Source organism: Brevundimonas sp. AVps31 (assembly GCF_058681355.1).
This window is the reverse complement of record NZ_CM178736.1, coordinates 1,264,628-1,280,803: the sequence shown is the minus strand read 5'-3', so window position 1 is coordinate 1,280,803 and position 16,176 is coordinate 1,264,628. Positions and strand designations below refer to the sequence as shown.

Annotated in this window: 15 protein-coding genes; 5 read left to right on the top strand and 10 right to left on the bottom strand. The window is 67.0% G+C overall.

Annotation, left to right across the window (positions count from 1 at the left end; all coding sequences use genetic code 11):
* Positions 1-93: 93 nt before the first annotated feature.
* From ACW174_RS06140 to ACW174_RS06125, 4 genes are all read right to left on the bottom strand, one after another.
* Positions 94-1,017 carry a nucleotidyl transferase AbiEii/AbiGii toxin family protein gene (locus ACW174_RS06140; RefSeq protein WP_287928164.1) on the bottom strand — a complete coding sequence of 308 codons (924 nt, stop codon included), beginning with the start codon at positions 1,015-1,017 and terminating at the stop codon, positions 94-96.
* Positions 1,004-1,834, bottom strand: coding sequence for a type IV toxin-antitoxin system AbiEi family antitoxin domain-containing protein (locus ACW174_RS06135; RefSeq protein ID WP_287928163.1), 831 nt, complete (start codon positions 1,832-1,834; stop codon positions 1,004-1,006). Before ACW174_RS06135 ends, ACW174_RS06140 begins: the two co-directional genes overlap by 14 nt.
* 528 nt (positions 1,835-2,362) lie before the next feature.
* Positions 2,363-2,773, bottom strand: coding sequence for an organomercurial transporter MerC (gene merC, locus ACW174_RS06130; protein ID WP_287928162.1), 411 nt, complete (start codon positions 2,771-2,773; stop codon positions 2,363-2,365).
* Positions 2,774-3,043: 270 nt separating this feature from the next.
* A complete protein-coding gene (locus tag ACW174_RS06125) occupies positions 3,044-3,493 on the bottom strand; it encodes a MerR family transcriptional regulator (RefSeq protein ID WP_088582493.1) in 450 nt (149 codons plus the stop codon).
* A gap of 81 nt (positions 3,494-3,574) precedes the next feature.
* On the opposite strand from ACW174_RS06125, the gene ACW174_RS06120 reads away from it, so the two are divergent.
* From ACW174_RS06120 to merA, 3 genes are all read left to right on the top strand, one after another.
* Positions 3,575-3,976, top strand: coding sequence for a mercuric transporter MerT family protein (locus ACW174_RS06120; protein WP_205678540.1), 402 nt, complete (start codon positions 3,575-3,577; stop codon positions 3,974-3,976).
* 22 nt (positions 3,977-3,998) lie between these two features.
* Positions 3,999-4,307, top strand: coding sequence for a heavy-metal-associated domain-containing protein (locus tag ACW174_RS06115; protein ID WP_312595178.1), 309 nt, complete (start codon positions 3,999-4,001; stop codon positions 4,305-4,307).
* 187 nt (positions 4,308-4,494) lie between these two features.
* Positions 4,495-5,925 carry a mercury(II) reductase gene (gene merA, locus ACW174_RS06110; protein WP_088582490.1) on the top strand — a complete coding sequence of 477 codons (1,431 nt, stop codon included), beginning with the start codon at positions 4,495-4,497 and terminating at the stop codon, positions 5,923-5,925.
* Between the two features lie 69 nt (positions 5,926-5,994).
* On the opposite strand, the gene ACW174_RS06105 is transcribed toward merA, so the two are convergent.
* The 3 genes from ACW174_RS06105 to ACW174_RS06095 form a co-directional block, all read right to left on the bottom strand.
* A complete protein-coding gene (locus tag ACW174_RS06105) occupies positions 5,995-7,284 on the bottom strand; it encodes a tyrosine-type recombinase/integrase (RefSeq protein WP_088582489.1) in 1,290 nt (429 codons plus the stop codon).
* Positions 7,285-7,784: 500 nt separating this feature from the next.
* Positions 7,785-8,591: an SDR family NAD(P)-dependent oxidoreductase gene (locus tag ACW174_RS06100; RefSeq protein WP_492016817.1), complete on the bottom strand. Its 807-nt coding sequence runs from the start codon at positions 8,589-8,591 to the stop codon at positions 7,785-7,787.
* Positions 8,592-8,598: 7 nt separating this feature from the next.
* A complete protein-coding gene (locus tag ACW174_RS06095) occupies positions 8,599-9,069 on the bottom strand; it encodes an Rrf2 family transcriptional regulator (RefSeq protein WP_492016816.1) in 471 nt (156 codons plus the stop codon).
* Positions 9,070-9,226: 157 nt separating this feature from the next.
* On the opposite strand from ACW174_RS06095, the gene ACW174_RS06090 reads away from it, so the two are divergent.
* On the top strand, positions 9,227-11,215 hold the full coding sequence (locus ACW174_RS06090) for a potassium transporter Kup (protein WP_492016815.1): 1,989 nt from the start codon (positions 9,227-9,229) through the stop codon (positions 11,213-11,215).
* A complete protein-coding gene (locus tag ACW174_RS06085; RefSeq protein WP_492016814.1) occupies positions 11,212-12,615 on the top strand; it encodes an RsmB/NOP family class I SAM-dependent RNA methyltransferase in 1,404 nt (467 codons plus the stop codon). The genes ACW174_RS06090 and ACW174_RS06085 overlap by 4 nt, the downstream gene beginning before the upstream one ends.
* Here the strand turns inward: ACW174_RS06085 and ACW174_RS06080 are convergent.
* From ACW174_RS06080 to murJ, 3 genes are all read right to left on the bottom strand, one after another.
* Complete coding sequence (locus tag ACW174_RS06080) at positions 12,608-13,294, bottom strand: GNAT family N-acetyltransferase (protein ID WP_492016813.1); 687 nt, start codon at positions 13,292-13,294, stop codon at positions 12,608-12,610. The genes ACW174_RS06085 and ACW174_RS06080 overlap by 8 nt on opposite strands.
* A gap of 68 nt (positions 13,295-13,362) precedes the next feature.
* Positions 13,363-14,424 carry a tryptophan--tRNA ligase gene (trpS, locus tag ACW174_RS06075; RefSeq protein ID WP_492016812.1) on the bottom strand — a complete coding sequence of 354 codons (1,062 nt, stop codon included), beginning with the start codon at positions 14,422-14,424 and terminating at the stop codon, positions 13,363-13,365.
* Positions 14,425-14,568: 144 nt separating this feature from the next.
* On the bottom strand, positions 14,569-16,164 hold the full coding sequence (gene murJ / locus ACW174_RS06070) for a murein biosynthesis integral membrane protein MurJ (RefSeq protein ID WP_492016811.1): 1,596 nt from the start codon (positions 16,162-16,164) through the stop codon (positions 14,569-14,571).
* Between the last annotated feature and the right edge of the window lie 12 nt (positions 16,165-16,176).

Below are 16,176 nucleotides of genomic sequence, written 5' to 3'. Positions count from 1 at the left end.
CGCTCGGGCAGACACCGAAACGACCGTTTGCGTCAGTTGCTCATAGCGTCCGAACCTCGGAGTCAGTGAGCATGTTGCGGTCTGGTGGTATTGTCAGACTGATTGCGGCCAAGTCTGTCGAAGCCGTTCGACCATGCCCGCGCGTCGGTCGGGCTCCAGGCGGTCGAGGTTCAACTGCTTCCAGCGCACGGCGGGGAGGTCGGCGGCGTCGGGCAGGCCGATGAGGTCCCAGTCAGGCGCGCCGGCCTTGAACCCGATCAGGAAGGCGCGGTGGGCCTCGGGCATGTCATCGACGATGGCGGTGATCAGGGCTGTGCGCGCAGCGATGAGGTCCTGGAGGTCCACCGGGTCTTCGGTCATCCCATCGAAGCCGCGTTCGAACTCCTGGGCCAGATTCTTGGGATTGGCGCGGAGCACCTCGGCCATGGGCCGGTGGTGGCTGGCCAGATAGATCACGAAGGCCTGTCGCAGTGCCGGCGTGATCCCCTCATTGGCCAGCAGATCGCGGACGTCGAACAGATCGCGAGGATGTTGGCGGTCCAGCGCGGCCATGATCTTGCCGGCATAGAGATCGGCATGGGAGACCATCCGTGCCTCCGCATAGCCGAAGCGCTCTTCCACCGCTGCTGAAACCGGACGGACTTCGGGCTCGAACACCACGCCGCGCAGGACCGGCGTCACCTCCACCTTGATCACCGCCCCGTCGGCCCGAACAAGCAGCTTGTCGATCACAGGCTGGGCTCCGCCCTTGCCGCGGACGACGACAGATCCCGGCAGGGCTTGTTCGACCTCGTCGGCGATCCGCCTCAGGGCCGCATCGATCGCGGCGAGAGACGCATTACGATCCTCGACGGGGAGATAGGTCAGGTCGATGTCCACCGACAGACGCGGCAGATCGCGAACGAACAGATTGATCGCGGTGCCGCCCTTCAGGGCGAAGCAGGGTTCCTGGAACACTAGCGGAAGGGTGCGGACGAGAAGGCGGACTTGGCGGGCGTAGACGTCACTGACCGGCATCGAGCGACCTCGGCACGGTGATCCTGTAGGTCGGGTCGAGGCGGCCGCTCCTGACGAGCACACGGTTGCCGCTGCCCAGATCGATCGTGCTGCGGTCGAGGGCTTTGAGCCAGGCGTGACCGTGCCGGTCGGCGAAATAGAAGAACAGGCGTTTGACCTTCACGCTCATGCAATCCTCGAGCAGACGCTGGAGCCGTCGCGGGCTGAGGGTGGCCAAGGCACCCATCAACTGGTCCGCCTGGTCGAAGCTCTCATGATCCGGCAATTCGTCCAGAAGTTCGAGGATGGCGCGCTCGGGCGTCGATTGGCGCAAGGGCCATTGCCAGTGGCCCAGGGGGGTGTCCACCACTGCGGCGCGGGCCCAGTCCGCCAGGAGGCCGGTTTCGCTGGAGTCCTCGCGGAGCCGGGCGACCTCGAAGTATCGGGCGTTCCGGAAGAGCCTTTGGGACGGGTGATATTTGAACTCTACGTCCAGCGGCAGGTCGGCGAGCCAGGTCGGCGGGGTCTCGTCGCCATAGAGATGAACTTCCTTGCGGGCGGCAGGAAGGTAGTGGGCATAGCCCTGCAACTCGAGCGCGGTGCGGCCTCCGATCACAATGGAATAGTCGAGGAGGGCCTGGAGCGAGAGAACGGCTGTCGGCCAGTCGAGGGTTCCGCGCGGACGGCGGTAGACCCGGCGCGCAGTCCGTTCCAGTCGCCCCGAAGCGACGTATTTGGCACGGAGAGAATTGGGATAGCCGTTCTCGTTCATCCAGCCGGAATCGACCAGAAGGCCTTCCGGGAGGATACGTTCGAGCTTGTTTAGCTTTCCTAGCATTTGAACACTTATAGTGTCCTAATATGAAGATTGTCAAACATATTGGTTTGCCATTCGGCATATTGGAACACCATCAGTGTCTTAGTGCGCTCAAAGTCAAACTCTGGTGCGGGATTGATACCGGCGCGTCGCCCCGAGCTTAGGTCTTGGGACTGAAACGCTCACCAATCCGCTCTGCAGGCGCTCGAACCGGATCGTCGCTCAGATGCCAGCGCAGTCGGCCGACAAATAGCCAACACGTGCCAAGCGACGTGGCCTTCGGTTCGGCAGGAGCCTTGGAAAAAGAACGCCACGGAAACTGCTAGGGTTTGATCACTCACACCATTCTCCGGGTCTAAGCTCGCGTAACCATGTCGGCCGCATCGCGTCGGAACGGAGATAGGGTCTGTAAATCCTGCAGATTCACGGGGATGGCTCAGCGCGCTGAATCTCCTCGGCCACCGATCTTGTTGTGGCAAACGATGAGGTGGCAGCGGTGTGATCCTGCGACCAGAGGCCATCTGCTCGTCTTACCGGGGGAGAGGGAAGTCAAGCCACGCCGCCGAAACTCCTTTTCGGCGGGGACACCAGATCCCCGATCGACACGGCGATCATCAATGCGAGACCTGGGTAAAGGAGCCAGGCCGTCGGCCAGCCAAAGCTCGCCATCAGCAAGGCGGCCGCCAATACCAGCAGAGGTCCGACCATGCCGAGGATCATTCTTGACCATCGCCGATGACGCATCCCGCCGGCTACGTTGGCCGTCAACGCGATGACCGCGAACAGAGGGAGCAGGTAGCGGATGAAGACCCCTTCATACTGACTCAAGAACCCTAGACCCAAAGCCGCGGCCAAGCTGCCGAGTGCCGGAAAGCACGCCGCGCAGCCCATAGCCGCAACAATCGCGCCGACTACGCCCGCTTTGTCAGCCGCGCGGGTGATGGGTTCTTGGTCCGGCATGCTTTTCCTCGGTGAGCTGGAATATGGCGATCTGAGCCCAGCAAGTGTTGAGCGCGCTGGTGTCGATCCTCTCGGACAACCGAGTAGGGTCTGTAGTCCCTACAGATACAAGAGCGTTCTCGTCTTTGCAAAATCCGCCGAGTCGATTGCGTGACGTGGCGAGGCGAGGCTCGCCGTCATGGAACAGCGCCAGAGATCAGCCGCCAGAACCCTGGATGAGGCGGGATACAAAGGTCCGAACCTGAAAGCTGCGGGCGGGCAGGGGCCTAGTTACGGCGCCGGCCGGGTTGCGGCCTCGGAATCAAACAGGGCCTCCAGGATCGGGCAATCCGGCGTGGCCCCGTCGGCGCAGCGAGCGACCATATCGACCAGCACCTTTTCCATCTTCCTCAGGGCAGCCAGCTTTGAACGGACATCGCCCAGATGGGCGGCGGCGACCACGCGTGCCTCCGCGCACGGAAGATCGCGCTGCTCGGCCAGTTCAAGCAAATCCCTTATTTCATTCAGCGTGAACCCAAGCTCCCGCGCCCGGCGCACGAAATTCAGCCGGAGCAGATGGCCGCGGCCATAGAGGCGATGCCCACCCTCGCTGCGAGCAGGCGCGGGCATCAGGCCGATCTTCTCGTAATAGCGCACGGTTTCGATGTTGACCCCGGTCCGCCGGGACAACTCGCCGATAGGAAGCTGTGGGGCCGTATCCCGCAGGGCCGATTTGTCCATGAAGCGTTTTACCCCTTGTATCTGTAGTGACTACAGACCCTACCTTGTGTGTATCGACCCGTGAAGGCGTGAGGAGTGTCAATGGCAGACGGCAAGCAAGAACTCGGCGGACATCCGGCGCTTACCGACAAACCCAACGCTCGCGGGTGGCTTGCTGTCGGAGGACTTGCCGCCGCGATCGGCGCGACCTCCTGCTGCGTATTGCCCTTGGCCTTGTTCGCGCTCGGGATCAGCGGGGCGTGGATCGGCAATGTCACGGCGCTGGCCCCCTACCATCTTTATTTCGTGGCCGCCGCCGTGGTCTTGGTGAGCCTCGGCTTCTACCGGGTCTACCGTCAGCCGCAGGCCTCCTGCGACGAAGACGTGAACTGCACCCGGCCAGCCTCGACCCGCCTCGTCAAGATCGCGCTCTGGACGGCGACCCTGCTTGTCGCCCTCGCTCTTGCATTCCCCTATGTCGCGCCGCTGCTGATCGGCGCCTGATTATTTCCCGGAGACTTCGATCATGAGCCTTTCAATCCGCACCGCCCTCGTTTTCGCGGCGGCTCTCATGACCGCCGATGCCGCCCAAGCCGCCGAACGCACGGTGAGGCTCGACGTCAGCAATGTGTCCTGCGTGACGTGCGCGCCCATCGTCCGTCGCACCATCTCGCGCCTGCCCGGCGTTGAAGCGGTGACCGTCACCGTGACCTCGGGCGGGACTGGACAGGCCGTGGCGGTGGTGACCTACGATGACGCTCGGGTGACGCCGGCCGCCTTGGCGCTCGCGTCGACCAGGGCCGGCTATCCTGCCCGTGTTCAGGCGCGCCGATAGAGGCTGCCGGCGTCCGGTTGTGACGCCTCGAGGCCGATATTCGACCAACTTTCGCGCGGCCAGTCTCCGCGTCAGCAGACGCTCGTGATGACATCCAGCTCTCGCCGCTATCCGACGCAAGCCGGGCAACGTCGGGTTTGACGTCGCCTTGTTCGCGGCAGAGTCTATTTAGAAGGATCCGGACCGTATGAGTGATTGTTGCACGCCCTCACGGGATATCGCCAAGACTTACGATCTCGTCGTGGTCGGGGCGGGGTCGGCCGGGTTCTCGGCCGCCATCACGGCGGCGGAACAGGGCGCTCGGGTCGCGCTCGTCGGAGACGGAACGATAGGCGGCACTTGCGTCAACGTCGGTTGCGTGCCGTCCAAGGCTCTGATCCGCGCCGTCGAACCCCTGCACCAGGCCCGGGCCGCGAGCCGCTTCGACGGCGTCCGGGCGTCGGCTGCCATCGCTGACTGGTCGGGGACGGTTCGCCAGAAGGACAGACTGGTCGACGACCTTCGCCAGGCAAAGTACGAGGACGTGCTGCAGGGTTATGACGCCATCACCTACCACGAAGGCGCGGCGAGACTCGTCGAGGGCGGCGTGGAGGTCGGCGGCGTCCGGCTGACTGCGGACAAGGTGATCATCGCGACCGGTTCACGTCCGGGGGTTCCAGCGATCCCCGGCATCGAATCCGTGCCTTATCTGACCAGCACGACCGCGCTCGAACTGGAGGCCCTGCCCCGATCGATGCTGGTGATCGGCGGCGGCTATATCGGGGTGGAACTGGCCCAGATGTTCAGCCGGGCGGGCGTCCACGTCACCATCGCCTGCCGCTCCCGGCTACTGCCTGAGGGGGAACCCGAAATCAGCCAGGCGCTGCAACGCTATCTCATGGACGAGGGCGTCACAGTCGTGGCGGGGGCAGTCTACGGGTCCATCGACCCGTCCGGCGAGGGCGTGGCGCTCAGCTTCACGCAGTCCGGTGGCCCCGGGGTGACCACCGCTGAGCATGTTCTGATCACAACGGGCCGGGTTCCCAACTCCGATGGGCTGGGGCTTCCCGAGATGGGGATCCAGATCTCGCCAACGGGAGGCATCTTCATCGACGACCGGATGCGCACGACGCGCGCGGGCGTCTATGCCGCAGGCGATGTCACCGGCACGGATCAGTTCGTCTATATGGCCGCCTACGGCGCGCGACTGGCTGCCCGGAACGCCCTGAACGGCGACACCCAAGTCTACGACAATCGCGCCATGCCGGCGGTCGTCTTCACGGATCCGCAGGTGGCGACGGTGGGACTGACGGAAGCCGCAGCCCGCGCGGCCGGTCACGATGTGCAGACCTCGATGATCACCCTTCATCACGTTCCTCGCGCGCTCGCGGCCAGGGACACGCGTGGGCTCATCAAGCTGGTGGCTGATCGCGGCACGCGGCGACTCCTCGGCGCGCACATTCTGGCGCCTGAAGGGGCGGACAGCATCCAGACGGCGGCGGTGGCCATCAAGTGCGGAATGACAGTGGAGCAGTTGGGCGACACGATCTTCCCCTACCTCACGACAGTCGAGGGCCTGAAGCTGGCCGCGCTGACGTTCAACAAGGACGTCAGCAAACTCTCTTGCTGCGCCGGTTGAGGGGCACGACCGGATGCTTTCCACTTCGCCACTTGTCGGGTTGGCGAAGCCAGTCGTCCAATGTTTCCTTCAGGTCTTGGGACTGAATCGCTCACCAATCCGCTCTGCAAGCGCCCGAACCGGATCGTCGCTCAGATGGGCATACCGTTCCGTGGCGCGACTGTTGGCGTGTCCCAGCGCTTTGCCGATCATCGGGAGACTGGCCCCGTCCGCCAGGGCGAAGCTTGCGAAACTGTGGCGCAGGTCGTGGATGCGGACGCCTTCCAGCTTGGCTTTCGGGAGCACCTTGTCGCGCCAGATCTTGGACTCGGAGGTCGCATATCCGTTGTCGCCCTTGGTGGCCGGAAAGACAAACTGGCTTCGACCGCGGGTCTTGTAGAGACGCTGCAGGATTCCGAAGGCCATGTCGTTGAGCGAGATCCGACGATCCCCCGTGCGACCGCCCGCCTTGGTGCGGCTCGGCGGTAGCACGAGCCGGCGCCGGTCAAAGTCGACCTCCGTCCACCGCAGGCCCGCGATCTCGTTGCGGCGCGCGCCTGTCAGAAGCAGAAGCCGATAGACCGCGCCCTGCCGTTCGGAGATCGTCGCATCCGCCTCCAGGGCGTCGAGTGCGGCGATCAAATCCTGAGCCTGGGACTCGGACAGGAAGCGTTCGACCGCCGGTCGGAGCTTTCGTTCGACCTTGGCGCAGGGGTTCGGGCCGGCGAAATGCCCCTTGTCGATCGCCCAGTTGAAGGTCGCGCGCAGGGTGGAATAGGTGCGGTCAGCGATGCCTGCCCCGCCCTTGACGATGGACCGACCACGGAGTTTGGTCTTCACATCCTTGGCGGTCTTCCCGGCCGTGATCGATCGGATCATCCCGGTGATGTGGTCGCGGGTGACCGTATCAAGCGCCATCTTCCCAAGCAGGGGCACGACGTGGCGCTCGAGGTTCGTCCGGTCCATGGCCCATGACGAATCCCGTTTGGTCGGTTTGTCGTCCGGCCCCTTCTCCAGATAAAGCTCGACCAGGCCTTTGACGGTGAGGCCCTCGATGCGCCTGCGGGCTTCGCCGGGATCGATGCCGCGCCGCGCATCGACCACCACCGACGCCGCCTCCTTGCGAGCCCGATCCGCCGTGAGCTTGTCCGGCCCATCCCCATGCTCGCCGAGCGTCAGCCAGCGCTGGATCCCGCGGACCCGATATTTGATGGCGAACATCCTTCGGACAGGCTTGGCGGCATGGCCCTGTCCGGTTTCGGTCCCAGGATAGATCCGGAGGCAGAAGCCTGCGATCTCGCTGTCCCAGATTCGACCCTCGCCGGTCTCCGGAACGGGCGCGCTCTCAACCACGCGCTTGGTGAGTTTTTGCTTCGTCATGGTGATAGAAATATACGCTCATTTCCGAGCCACCGCTACCACTCCGCTACCAACTCAAGTGAAACCGGGCGAAACGCTCCGTAACCGGATAAACAAGAAAATCTATGTAAAACAATATGCAAAGCTGATTTTTGGAACGTCCTGAAAAGCCCGGAAATGTTGATCCCCAACATTGCCAAGGTTGGGGTCGGGCGTTCGAATCGCCTCGCCCGCTCCAGTCGAAACACAAAGGGCTCGGTCTTCGGACCGGGCCTTTTTGTTTTGGCGCCATGGGCCGCCTGAGATTGCCAAGGTTGGGGTCGGGCGTTCGAATCGCCTCGCCCGCTCCAGTCGAAACACAAAAGGCTCGGTCTTCGGACCGGGCCTTTTTGTTTTGGCGCCATGGGCCGCCTGAGATTGCCAAGGTTGGGGTCGGGCGTTCGAATCGCCTCGCCCGCTCCAGTCGACACACAATGGGCTCGGTCTTCGGACCGGGCCTTTTTGTTTTACCGATCAGCCGATCAAATCCGCTTCAGCCGTTTCGCGTGCCCGCCGACCATGTTCAGGGCCACGCGGTCCGGCAGATGTTTGGCCAGCGCCGCCAGCACATTGTTCATGACGCCCGGCGTCACCCTGGGCCGGTTGGCTTCCACCGCGTCATAGCCGACGCGGGCGACGTGTTCGGCCGTCTGCCACATCCAGGCGGGATAGGCGGCCGAGACCTCGGCGCGGGTGCCGTTGGCGTCGTGGAACTCCGTCAGGGTGTAGCCGGGGCACAGGGCGGTGACATGCACCCCCGTCCCCTTCAGCTCGAGATGCAGGCCCTGCGAGGCCTTGATCAGGAAACTCTTGATCGGGCCGTACAGGGTGTCGCCGCCGGTCGCGGGCATCTGGCCCGCCAGCGAGGCGACGTTGATGATCCGGCCATAGCTGCGGGCGACCATATCGGGGGCGAACAGCCGGGCCAGCTCGATCGGCGCGGTCAGCATCACGCGGATCATGGCCGCATGGTCCGCCGGATCGGTCTGCAGGAAGCCGGCCGTGCGGCTGAAGCCCGCATTGTTGATCAGGGCGTCCACCATCAGCCCGCGTTCCAGCACGGCCGCGTACAGGGCGCGCGGGGCGTCCGGGTCGGCTAGGTCGGCGGTGAGGACCGTCACGGCCGAGCCCAGCCGCCCCAACTCCTCCGCCAGCGCCTGCAACGGCGCCTCTCTGCGGGCGGTCAGGATCAGGTCCCAGCCCTCCGCCGCATGGACGCGGGCCAGGGCCGCGCCGATCCCGGCGGAGGCGCCGGTGATCAGGACGGTGCGGCGGTTGCCGGGGTTCACGCGCGGATCAGGCCGCGACGGGGCAGGACTTGTGAAGCGCGAAGCCCGCCAGAGACGGCGGATTCTCGGCCAGCAGGTCGGCGATGGTGATCTTGCCCAGGGCGGCGGTGGCGGCCTCGTCGGCGGCGGTCAGGGCCTTGGCGACCTGACGCGGGATATGTTCGCTGACCGGGCAGCCGCGCGCGCCCGCGGGCGTCGAGCCGATGTGGGCGCAGCCGTTGACGGCCTTCAGCACCTCATCCAGCCGGATGTTCTCCGGACGGCGCAGCAGCCAGGCCCCGCCGGACGCGCCCGGACGGGTCGCGATCAGGCCCGCCTTGGCCAGCAGGGCCGTGACGCGGCGGACCACGACGGGGTTGGTCGGCACCGAGGCGGCCAGCACCGCGCTCGGCGCGGCCTCGGCCGGCGAGTAGGCGCCCTTGTGGGCCAGATAGGCCAGGGAATGGGCGGCGACGGGGAAGCGTTGGCTGTCGGACATGGGTGCTCTTTTCAGGTCCAAGATAAGCGTTCCAGGGGCGTTTCACAAACAGACGCAACCTTCGCAGATGCAGCACGATTGAATCGCCCGTTGAAAGAGCCTAAAGGCTCGCCGCTCTTTGATGGGGCCGCGCTGAGCGGAGCCCCGGAGGAACTTCATGGCCGGGGCCTCTCCCCAAGGTGAAGATGGCGGCGTGGCCGCCAACGACCCGTCCCAGACTCCCCCTGTCACCGGAACCCCGACCGCATCCGCGGCCGAGGCGCACGGCCATGGGCACGCCGTCGGCAAGGCGGGCAAGTTCGGCCTGATCATCGGCGCGATCGGCGTCGTCTTCGGCGACATCGGCACCAGCCCGCTGTATGCCCTGCGGGAAGCCATCGATCACGCCCGCGACGGCGTCGGCGGTGATCTGGCCGTGGTCGGCGTGGTCTCCCTCGCCTTCTGGGCCCTGATGGTGGTGGTGACGGCCAAATACGTCTTCTTCCTCATGCGGGCGGACAACAAGGGCGAGGGCGGCACCCTGGCCCTGATGGCGCTGGCGCAACACGCCATCGGCCGCCGGTCGGCCCTGATCTTCATTCTCGGCGTCTGCGGCGCGGCGCTGTTCTACAGCGACGGCATCATCACCCCCGCCATCTCGGTCCTCTCGGCCATCGAGGGCGTCAAGGACGCGCCGGGCGTGGGCGGATCGCTGGACCCGTTCATCGTGCCGGTCGCCGCGGGCATCCTGATCGCCCTGTTCCTGGTCCAGGCGCGCGGCACGGCCGGTCTGGCCAAACTGTTCGGTCCGATCACCGCCGTCTGGTTCCTGAGCCTCGGCGTGCTGGGCCTGATCCACATCTTCGACGACGTCTCGATCCTGCGCGCCCTGTCGCCCCACTATGGCGTCGAACTGCTGGTCAAGGACGGCTTCCTGGGCTTCGTCATCCTCGGCAGCGTCTTCCTGGCCGTGACCGGGGCCGAGGCCCTGTACGCGGACATGGGCCATTTCGGGAAGTCGCCCATCCGCGCCGGCTGGCTGTTCTTCGTTCTGCCCTGCCTGACCCTGAACTACCTCGGCCAGGGCGCCCTGATCCTCGACAATCCCGGCGCCTCCGAAAACCCGTTCTGGAGCATGGTGCCGCAGGCCATCTACTGGCCGATGCTGGGGCTGGCGACCGCCGCGACCGTGATCGCCTCCCAGGCGGTCATCACCGGCGCCTTCTCGGTCACCCAGCAGGCGGTCCAGCTGGGGCTGCTGCCGCGCATCCAGATCCTGAACACCTCGGAAAGCCAGGCGGGCCAGATCTATGTCCCGGCGGTGAACACCCTGCTGATGGTGGGCGTGCTGGTGCTGCTGGTCGTGTTCCAGAGCTCGCATAACCTGACCGCCGCCTATGGGGTGGCCGTCACCGGGGTCATGCTGATCAACACCCTGATGGCCTGGTCGGTAATCACCAAGAAGTGGAAATGGCCCATGTGGGCCGTTCTGGGCACCCTGGTTCCGTTCGGCTTCATCGACGGCGTCTTCCTGACGTCCAACCTGCTGAAGATCCCGCAGGGCGCCTGGATGCCGCTGGTGCTGGGCGGGGCCCTGATCCTGCTGATGTGGACCTGGGTGCGCGGCACCCAGATCCTGACCACCAAGACCCGCAAGGACAGCCTGCCGCTGGTCGATCTGATCGAGATGCTGCGCGCCCGTCCGCCGCACCGCGCGCCGGGCACGGCCATCTTCCTGACCAGCGACCCGGACATCGCCCCCGTCGCCCTGATGCACAATCTCAAGCACAACAAGGTGCTGCACGAGAAGAACGTCATCCTGACGGTCCGCACCACCGACCGGCCCCGCGTCGACCCCGCCACCCGGGTCTCGATCGAGCCGATCTCGGACGACTTCAAGAAGCTGGTCATCTCCTACGGCTTCATGGAGCAGCCCAATATTCCCAAGGCGCTGGGCGTCTGCCGCAAACAGGGGCTGAAGTTCGACATCATGTCGACCAGCTTCTTCCTCGGCCGCCGCTCCGTCATCGCCTCGGCCACGGAGGGCATGCCGCTGTGGCAGGACCGCCTGTTCATCTTCCTGATGCGCAACGCGGCCAACCCGACGGACTTCTTCCACATTCCCCCCGGCCGCGTGGTCGAACTGGGCACCCAGGTTTCTGTATGAGCGAACGCGACGGCGCAGGCCGCAACTCTTCCGCCCGGGGCCGCCGCATGGCCGACAAGGCGCGTGGACCGCGGCCCGCCCGTGTCGAGGCCCCGCGTGACGAGGCGGCCGACATCGGCGTCGAGGCCCGTCTGGCCGCCGGCATCCTGCTGAACGCGGCGCTGGAGGGCCGGGGCGGTCTGGATTCCGCCCTGACCTTCCGTGAAGTCTCCTCGCTGGAAGGCCCGGACCGCGCCTTCGCCCGCGCCGTCGCCATGGCCGCCCTGCGCCGTCTGGGCGAAATCGACCAGATTCTGGACCGCCGCCTGCAGAAGGCCCCGCCGCTGGCCGTGCGCACCATCCTGCGCGTCGCCCTGGCCCAGACCCTGGTGCTCGAGACCCCGGCCTTCGCCGCCGTCTCCACGGCCGTGAAACTGGCCGAGCGGGATCCCAAGACCCGCCCGTACAAGAATCTCGTCAACGCCGTCCTGCGCGGCGTCGGTCGGGACGGCCCCGGCCTGACCACCGCCGAGAGCAACCTGCCGGATTGGCTGTCCGCGCGCTGGAAGGCGACCTGGGGCGAGGCCGGACTGGTCGCGCTGGCGCTGGCCGCGCGCGAGGAGCCGGCGACCGATCTGAGCGTGAAACCCGACGTCGATCCCGCCGCCGTCGCCGCCGACGTTGAGGGCGAAGCCCTTGTCTCCGGAGATCTGGCGGGCGGCACGGTCCGCACCGGCCGACGCGGCGACGTGGCGACCTGGCCGGGCTTCGAGGACGGGACCTGGTGGGTGCAGGACGCCGCCGCCGCCGTCCCCGCCCGCCTGCTGGCCCCCAAGGCCGGCGAGACCGTCATCGACCTGTGCGCGGCCCCCGGCGGCAAGACGCTGCAACTGGCCGCCTCGGGCGCGTCCGTGGTGGCGCTGGACCGGTCCGACGCCCGTCTGAAACGCCTGCGCGCCAATCTGGAGCGCACCGGCCTGACGGCCGAGATCGTCGCCACCCCGGCCGAGGATTGGGAGGACGATCGCACCTTCGACGCCGTCCTGCTGGACGCCCCCTGCACCGCCACCGGCACCTTCCGCCGCAATCCGGAAGTCCTGCGCGCCACCAAGCCCGCCGAGGTCGCCAAACTGGCCGACGTGCAGCACCGCCTGCTCGACTCCGCCGCCGAGCGGGTCAAGCCGGGCGGCCGTCTGGTCTATTGCGTCTGCTCGATGGAGCGCGAGGAGGGCGAGACCCAGATCATCGCCTTCCTGCGCCGCAACCCGGCCTTCCGGACCACGCCCGCCGTCCCCGCCGAGGTCGGCGCCCCGGACGAGGCCCTGACGCCCGAAGGCTGGCTGCGCATCCTGCCGTCCATGTGGGCGGAAAAGGGTGGGCTGGACGGCTTCTTCATCGCCCGGCTGGACCGCGTCAGCTAACGCCCGTCGCGGCCTCCATCACCACATAGCTGGGCGTGACCCGGGGTTTGAAGCCCAGGGTCTCGTAGAAGGCGATGGTCGCCGCATGTCCGATCCGGGCGTGCAGGAAGACCGTGTCGCCCCGCTCCAGGATCCGCTGCCCCACGGCCCGTATCAGCGCGCCCGCATGGCCGTGGCCGCGATGGTCGGGATGGGTGCAGACCCCGCTGATCTCGCTGAACCCGTCCAGGCTCATCCGCTCCCCGGCCATGGCCACCAGCCGGCCCGCGTGCCGGACGCCGATGAACGGCCCCAGCCGGTGAGTCTTCGCGAAGAAGGGCCCCGGCTGGGTCAGGGTCGCCAGCGCCAGCATCCCGGGCCCATCGGCGTCGGTCAGGGCCTCGAACGCGACGCTCCGGCCTCCGGCGCTGATCTGCGTCGCCGTCATCTGCAGGCAGTCGATCCGGTCGACCTCGACCAGCCCTTCCGGGACAACGGCGTCAGCCTCGAACAGGGCCACGCGGCCGGTCGCCTTCGCCAACGTCGCCCAGTCCCGCGGACGCGCGTCCGGCCCGGCGGCGGCGAAGGTCGCATAGGCGGGATCAAACCGCACGACCCCGCCCTCGCGGATCGCCAATCCGGCCTGACGGCTGTTCAGCGCATTCCAGACGGGCCGGTCGAGGGGATGGTCAGCGGGCATGGCCCGCTTTACCCCGCCCACCTCTGTCCGTCAGCGGCTGATCCCGGTGAGAGACCCGGAAATCGCGATCACGCCCTCCAGAAGCCCACGATCTTCTTGACCTCGTCCACCACCGGATCGGCGATCGCCGAGGCCCGTTCCGCGCCGTCCTTGAGGACGCGATCGATTTCGGCGGTGTCGGCCATCAGGCGGCGCATCTCGCCCGTGACCGGGGCCATGGAGGCCACGGCCAGCTCGGCCAGGGCCGGCTTGAAGGCGCCGAAGCCCTTGCCGCCCCATTCGCGCAGCACCTGCTCCTTGGTCTCGTCGGCGAGGGCGGCGTAGATGGTCACAAGGTTCTTGGCCTCGGGGCGGCTGTCCAGATCCTCGACCGCTTCCGGCAGGGCGTCCGGGTCGGTTTTGGCGCGGCGAATCTTGGCGACGATGGTGTCGGCGTCGTCGGTCAGGTTGATGCGCGAGGCGTCCGACGGATCGGACTTGCTCATCTTGGCCGCCCCGTCGCGCAGGCTCATCACCCGCGGCGCCGGCCCCTGGGTCAGGGGCTCCGGCAGGGGGAAGAAGCCCGGGGCGTTGAAGTCGTTGTTGAACTTGGCGGCGATGTCGCGGGTCAGTTCCAGATGCTGTTTCTGGTCCTCGCCGGTCGGCACCTCGGTCGCCTTGTACAGCAGGATGTCCGCCGCCTGCAGCACCGGATAGGTGTACAGGCCAACGCTCGACCGCTCCTTGTGCTTGCCCGACTTCTCCTTGAACTGGGTCATCCGGTCCAGCCAGCCGAGGCGGGCGACGCAGTTGAAGATCCAGGCCAGTTCGGTATGCGCCCGCACCGCCGACTGCGGGAAGATCACCGATTTCGACGGGTCCAGCCCCGAGGCCAGATAGGCGGCGGCGATCTCGCGCGTCTGGGCGGTCAGCAGGGCCGGGTCCTGCCACACCGTGATGGCGTGCAGGTCGGCCACGAACAGGAAGCAGGGCGCGCCCGTGTCCTGCAGCTGGGTGAACCGCTTCAGGGCGCCCAGATAGTTGCCCAGATGCAGGGCGCCGGAGGCCTGGATGCCGGACAGGACACGGCGCGGGCCGTCATAGGCCGGAGGGACGGCCGGGGCGGCGGGGGCCGGGGTGGACTCGGTCATGGTCGGATACTCGGGAGGAAGGCTGGATCAGGCGCGCGACAGCGCGCACGGCAAGGTGCTGGAGCTGGTCAGCCGCGCCATCGGCCGGCGGCTTGGGTCTGTCCCGAAATCATCATGCCTTCGCGCTTATCGTCTCGCTGACGGTCAGTCCAGACCGGAGGAGACGGAGCCGCCCGGCTCGCGCCGCAGCACGGCCTTCAGTTCGGTCACGCTGACCGCGCGGAAGGCGATCAGGCAGGCCCCGTAAAGCGCCGCGCCCGCGCCGCAGACCACCAGCACGGCGACCTCCTTGGCGAGGAAGATCCGGCTCAGGACCTCATAGCCGATCCCCGCCGCCAGCAGGCCCGCGGCCATCACGGCGCTGGCCAGCAGCACCCGCGACAGGCGCGACAGGAAGGGCGTCGTGGCCCGCCAGGCATGCTCGCGGATCAGGGTCCCGCCCAGCAGGGCGACATTGATCCAGGCCGACAGGCTGGTCGCGATGGCCAGACCCAGCACGCCGTCGGCGCCCATGGACTGCAGCAGGAAGAACAGGCTGGCCCCGACCACCACGGTGATCCCCACCGAGGCGACGGCGAAGATCATCGGCCGTCGGGTGTCCTGACGGGCGAAGAAGGGCGGGGTCAGCACCTTGGCCAGCACAAAGGCCGGCACGCCCCAAGCGAACTGACGCAGCACATCGGCGGTGCGGGCGGCGTCGGCGCTGGTGAAGGCGCCGCGCGTCACCGTGGCGTCGATGATGAAGAAGGGAATCACGAACAGGGCCACCGCTGCCGGCAGGGTGAAGGCCATCGACAGGGTGATGCCGTCGTCCAGCGTCTTGCGCCCGCCCTCATGGTCGCCCGCGACGAAGGCCCGGGTCAGGCGCGGCACCAGCGCCAGCCCGATCGCCACGCCCACGAGGCCCAGCGGCAGCTGGTACAGGCGGTCGGCGTTGTACAGCACCGACCGCGCGCCCTCGTTCGAACCGGTCAGGAACTGGCTGACCACCGAGTTGATCTGCAGGGCGCCGCCCGCCAGAACGCCGGGAATGGCCAGGGCCAGGGTCTTCTTCACCCCCGCCGTCAGACGCGGCCACGACAGCTTCAGCGCCACCCCCAGCCGACGCACGCCCCACCACAACAGAGCGGCCTGAAGGATGCCCGACACCGTGACGGCGGCGCTGACCGCCAGCAGGGTCTCCGGCTGGCTCATCGGGATCAGGCTGGGCGCCAGCAGGGGCACGAGGGTGCACAGGTTCAGGAACACCGGCACGCCGGCCGACAGGGCGAACTTTCCGCTCGTGTTCAGCACGCCCGACAGCAGGGAGGCGATGGTCATGCAGGCCAGATAGGGCATGGTCAGCTGGGCCGCGGTGACGGCGGCGCGCATCACGCCCGCATCGTCCTTCCACGCCGACAGCAGCACCGGCATGATCCACGGCATCAGCACCTGCAGCAGGATGCAGAAGCCCGCGACCACCGCGAACATGAAGCTCAGCGCCTCCGAGGCCGTGACGGCGGCGGCCTCTTCCCCGTCCCGCTCCCGCACCCCGCCGTAGATCGGCACGAAGGCCTGGGCGAAGGCGCCCTCGGCGAACAGGCGGCGGAACATGTTGGGCAGCATCAACGCCGTGGTGAAGGCGTCCATCATCGGCCCTTGCCCGAACCGTGCCGACAGGACCAGGTCCCGCGCGAAGCCGAGCAGGCGGCTGCCCAGCGTCAGGGTCGCTTGGACCAGGGTATTGCGGGCGAGGCTCATCGGGATCTCGGA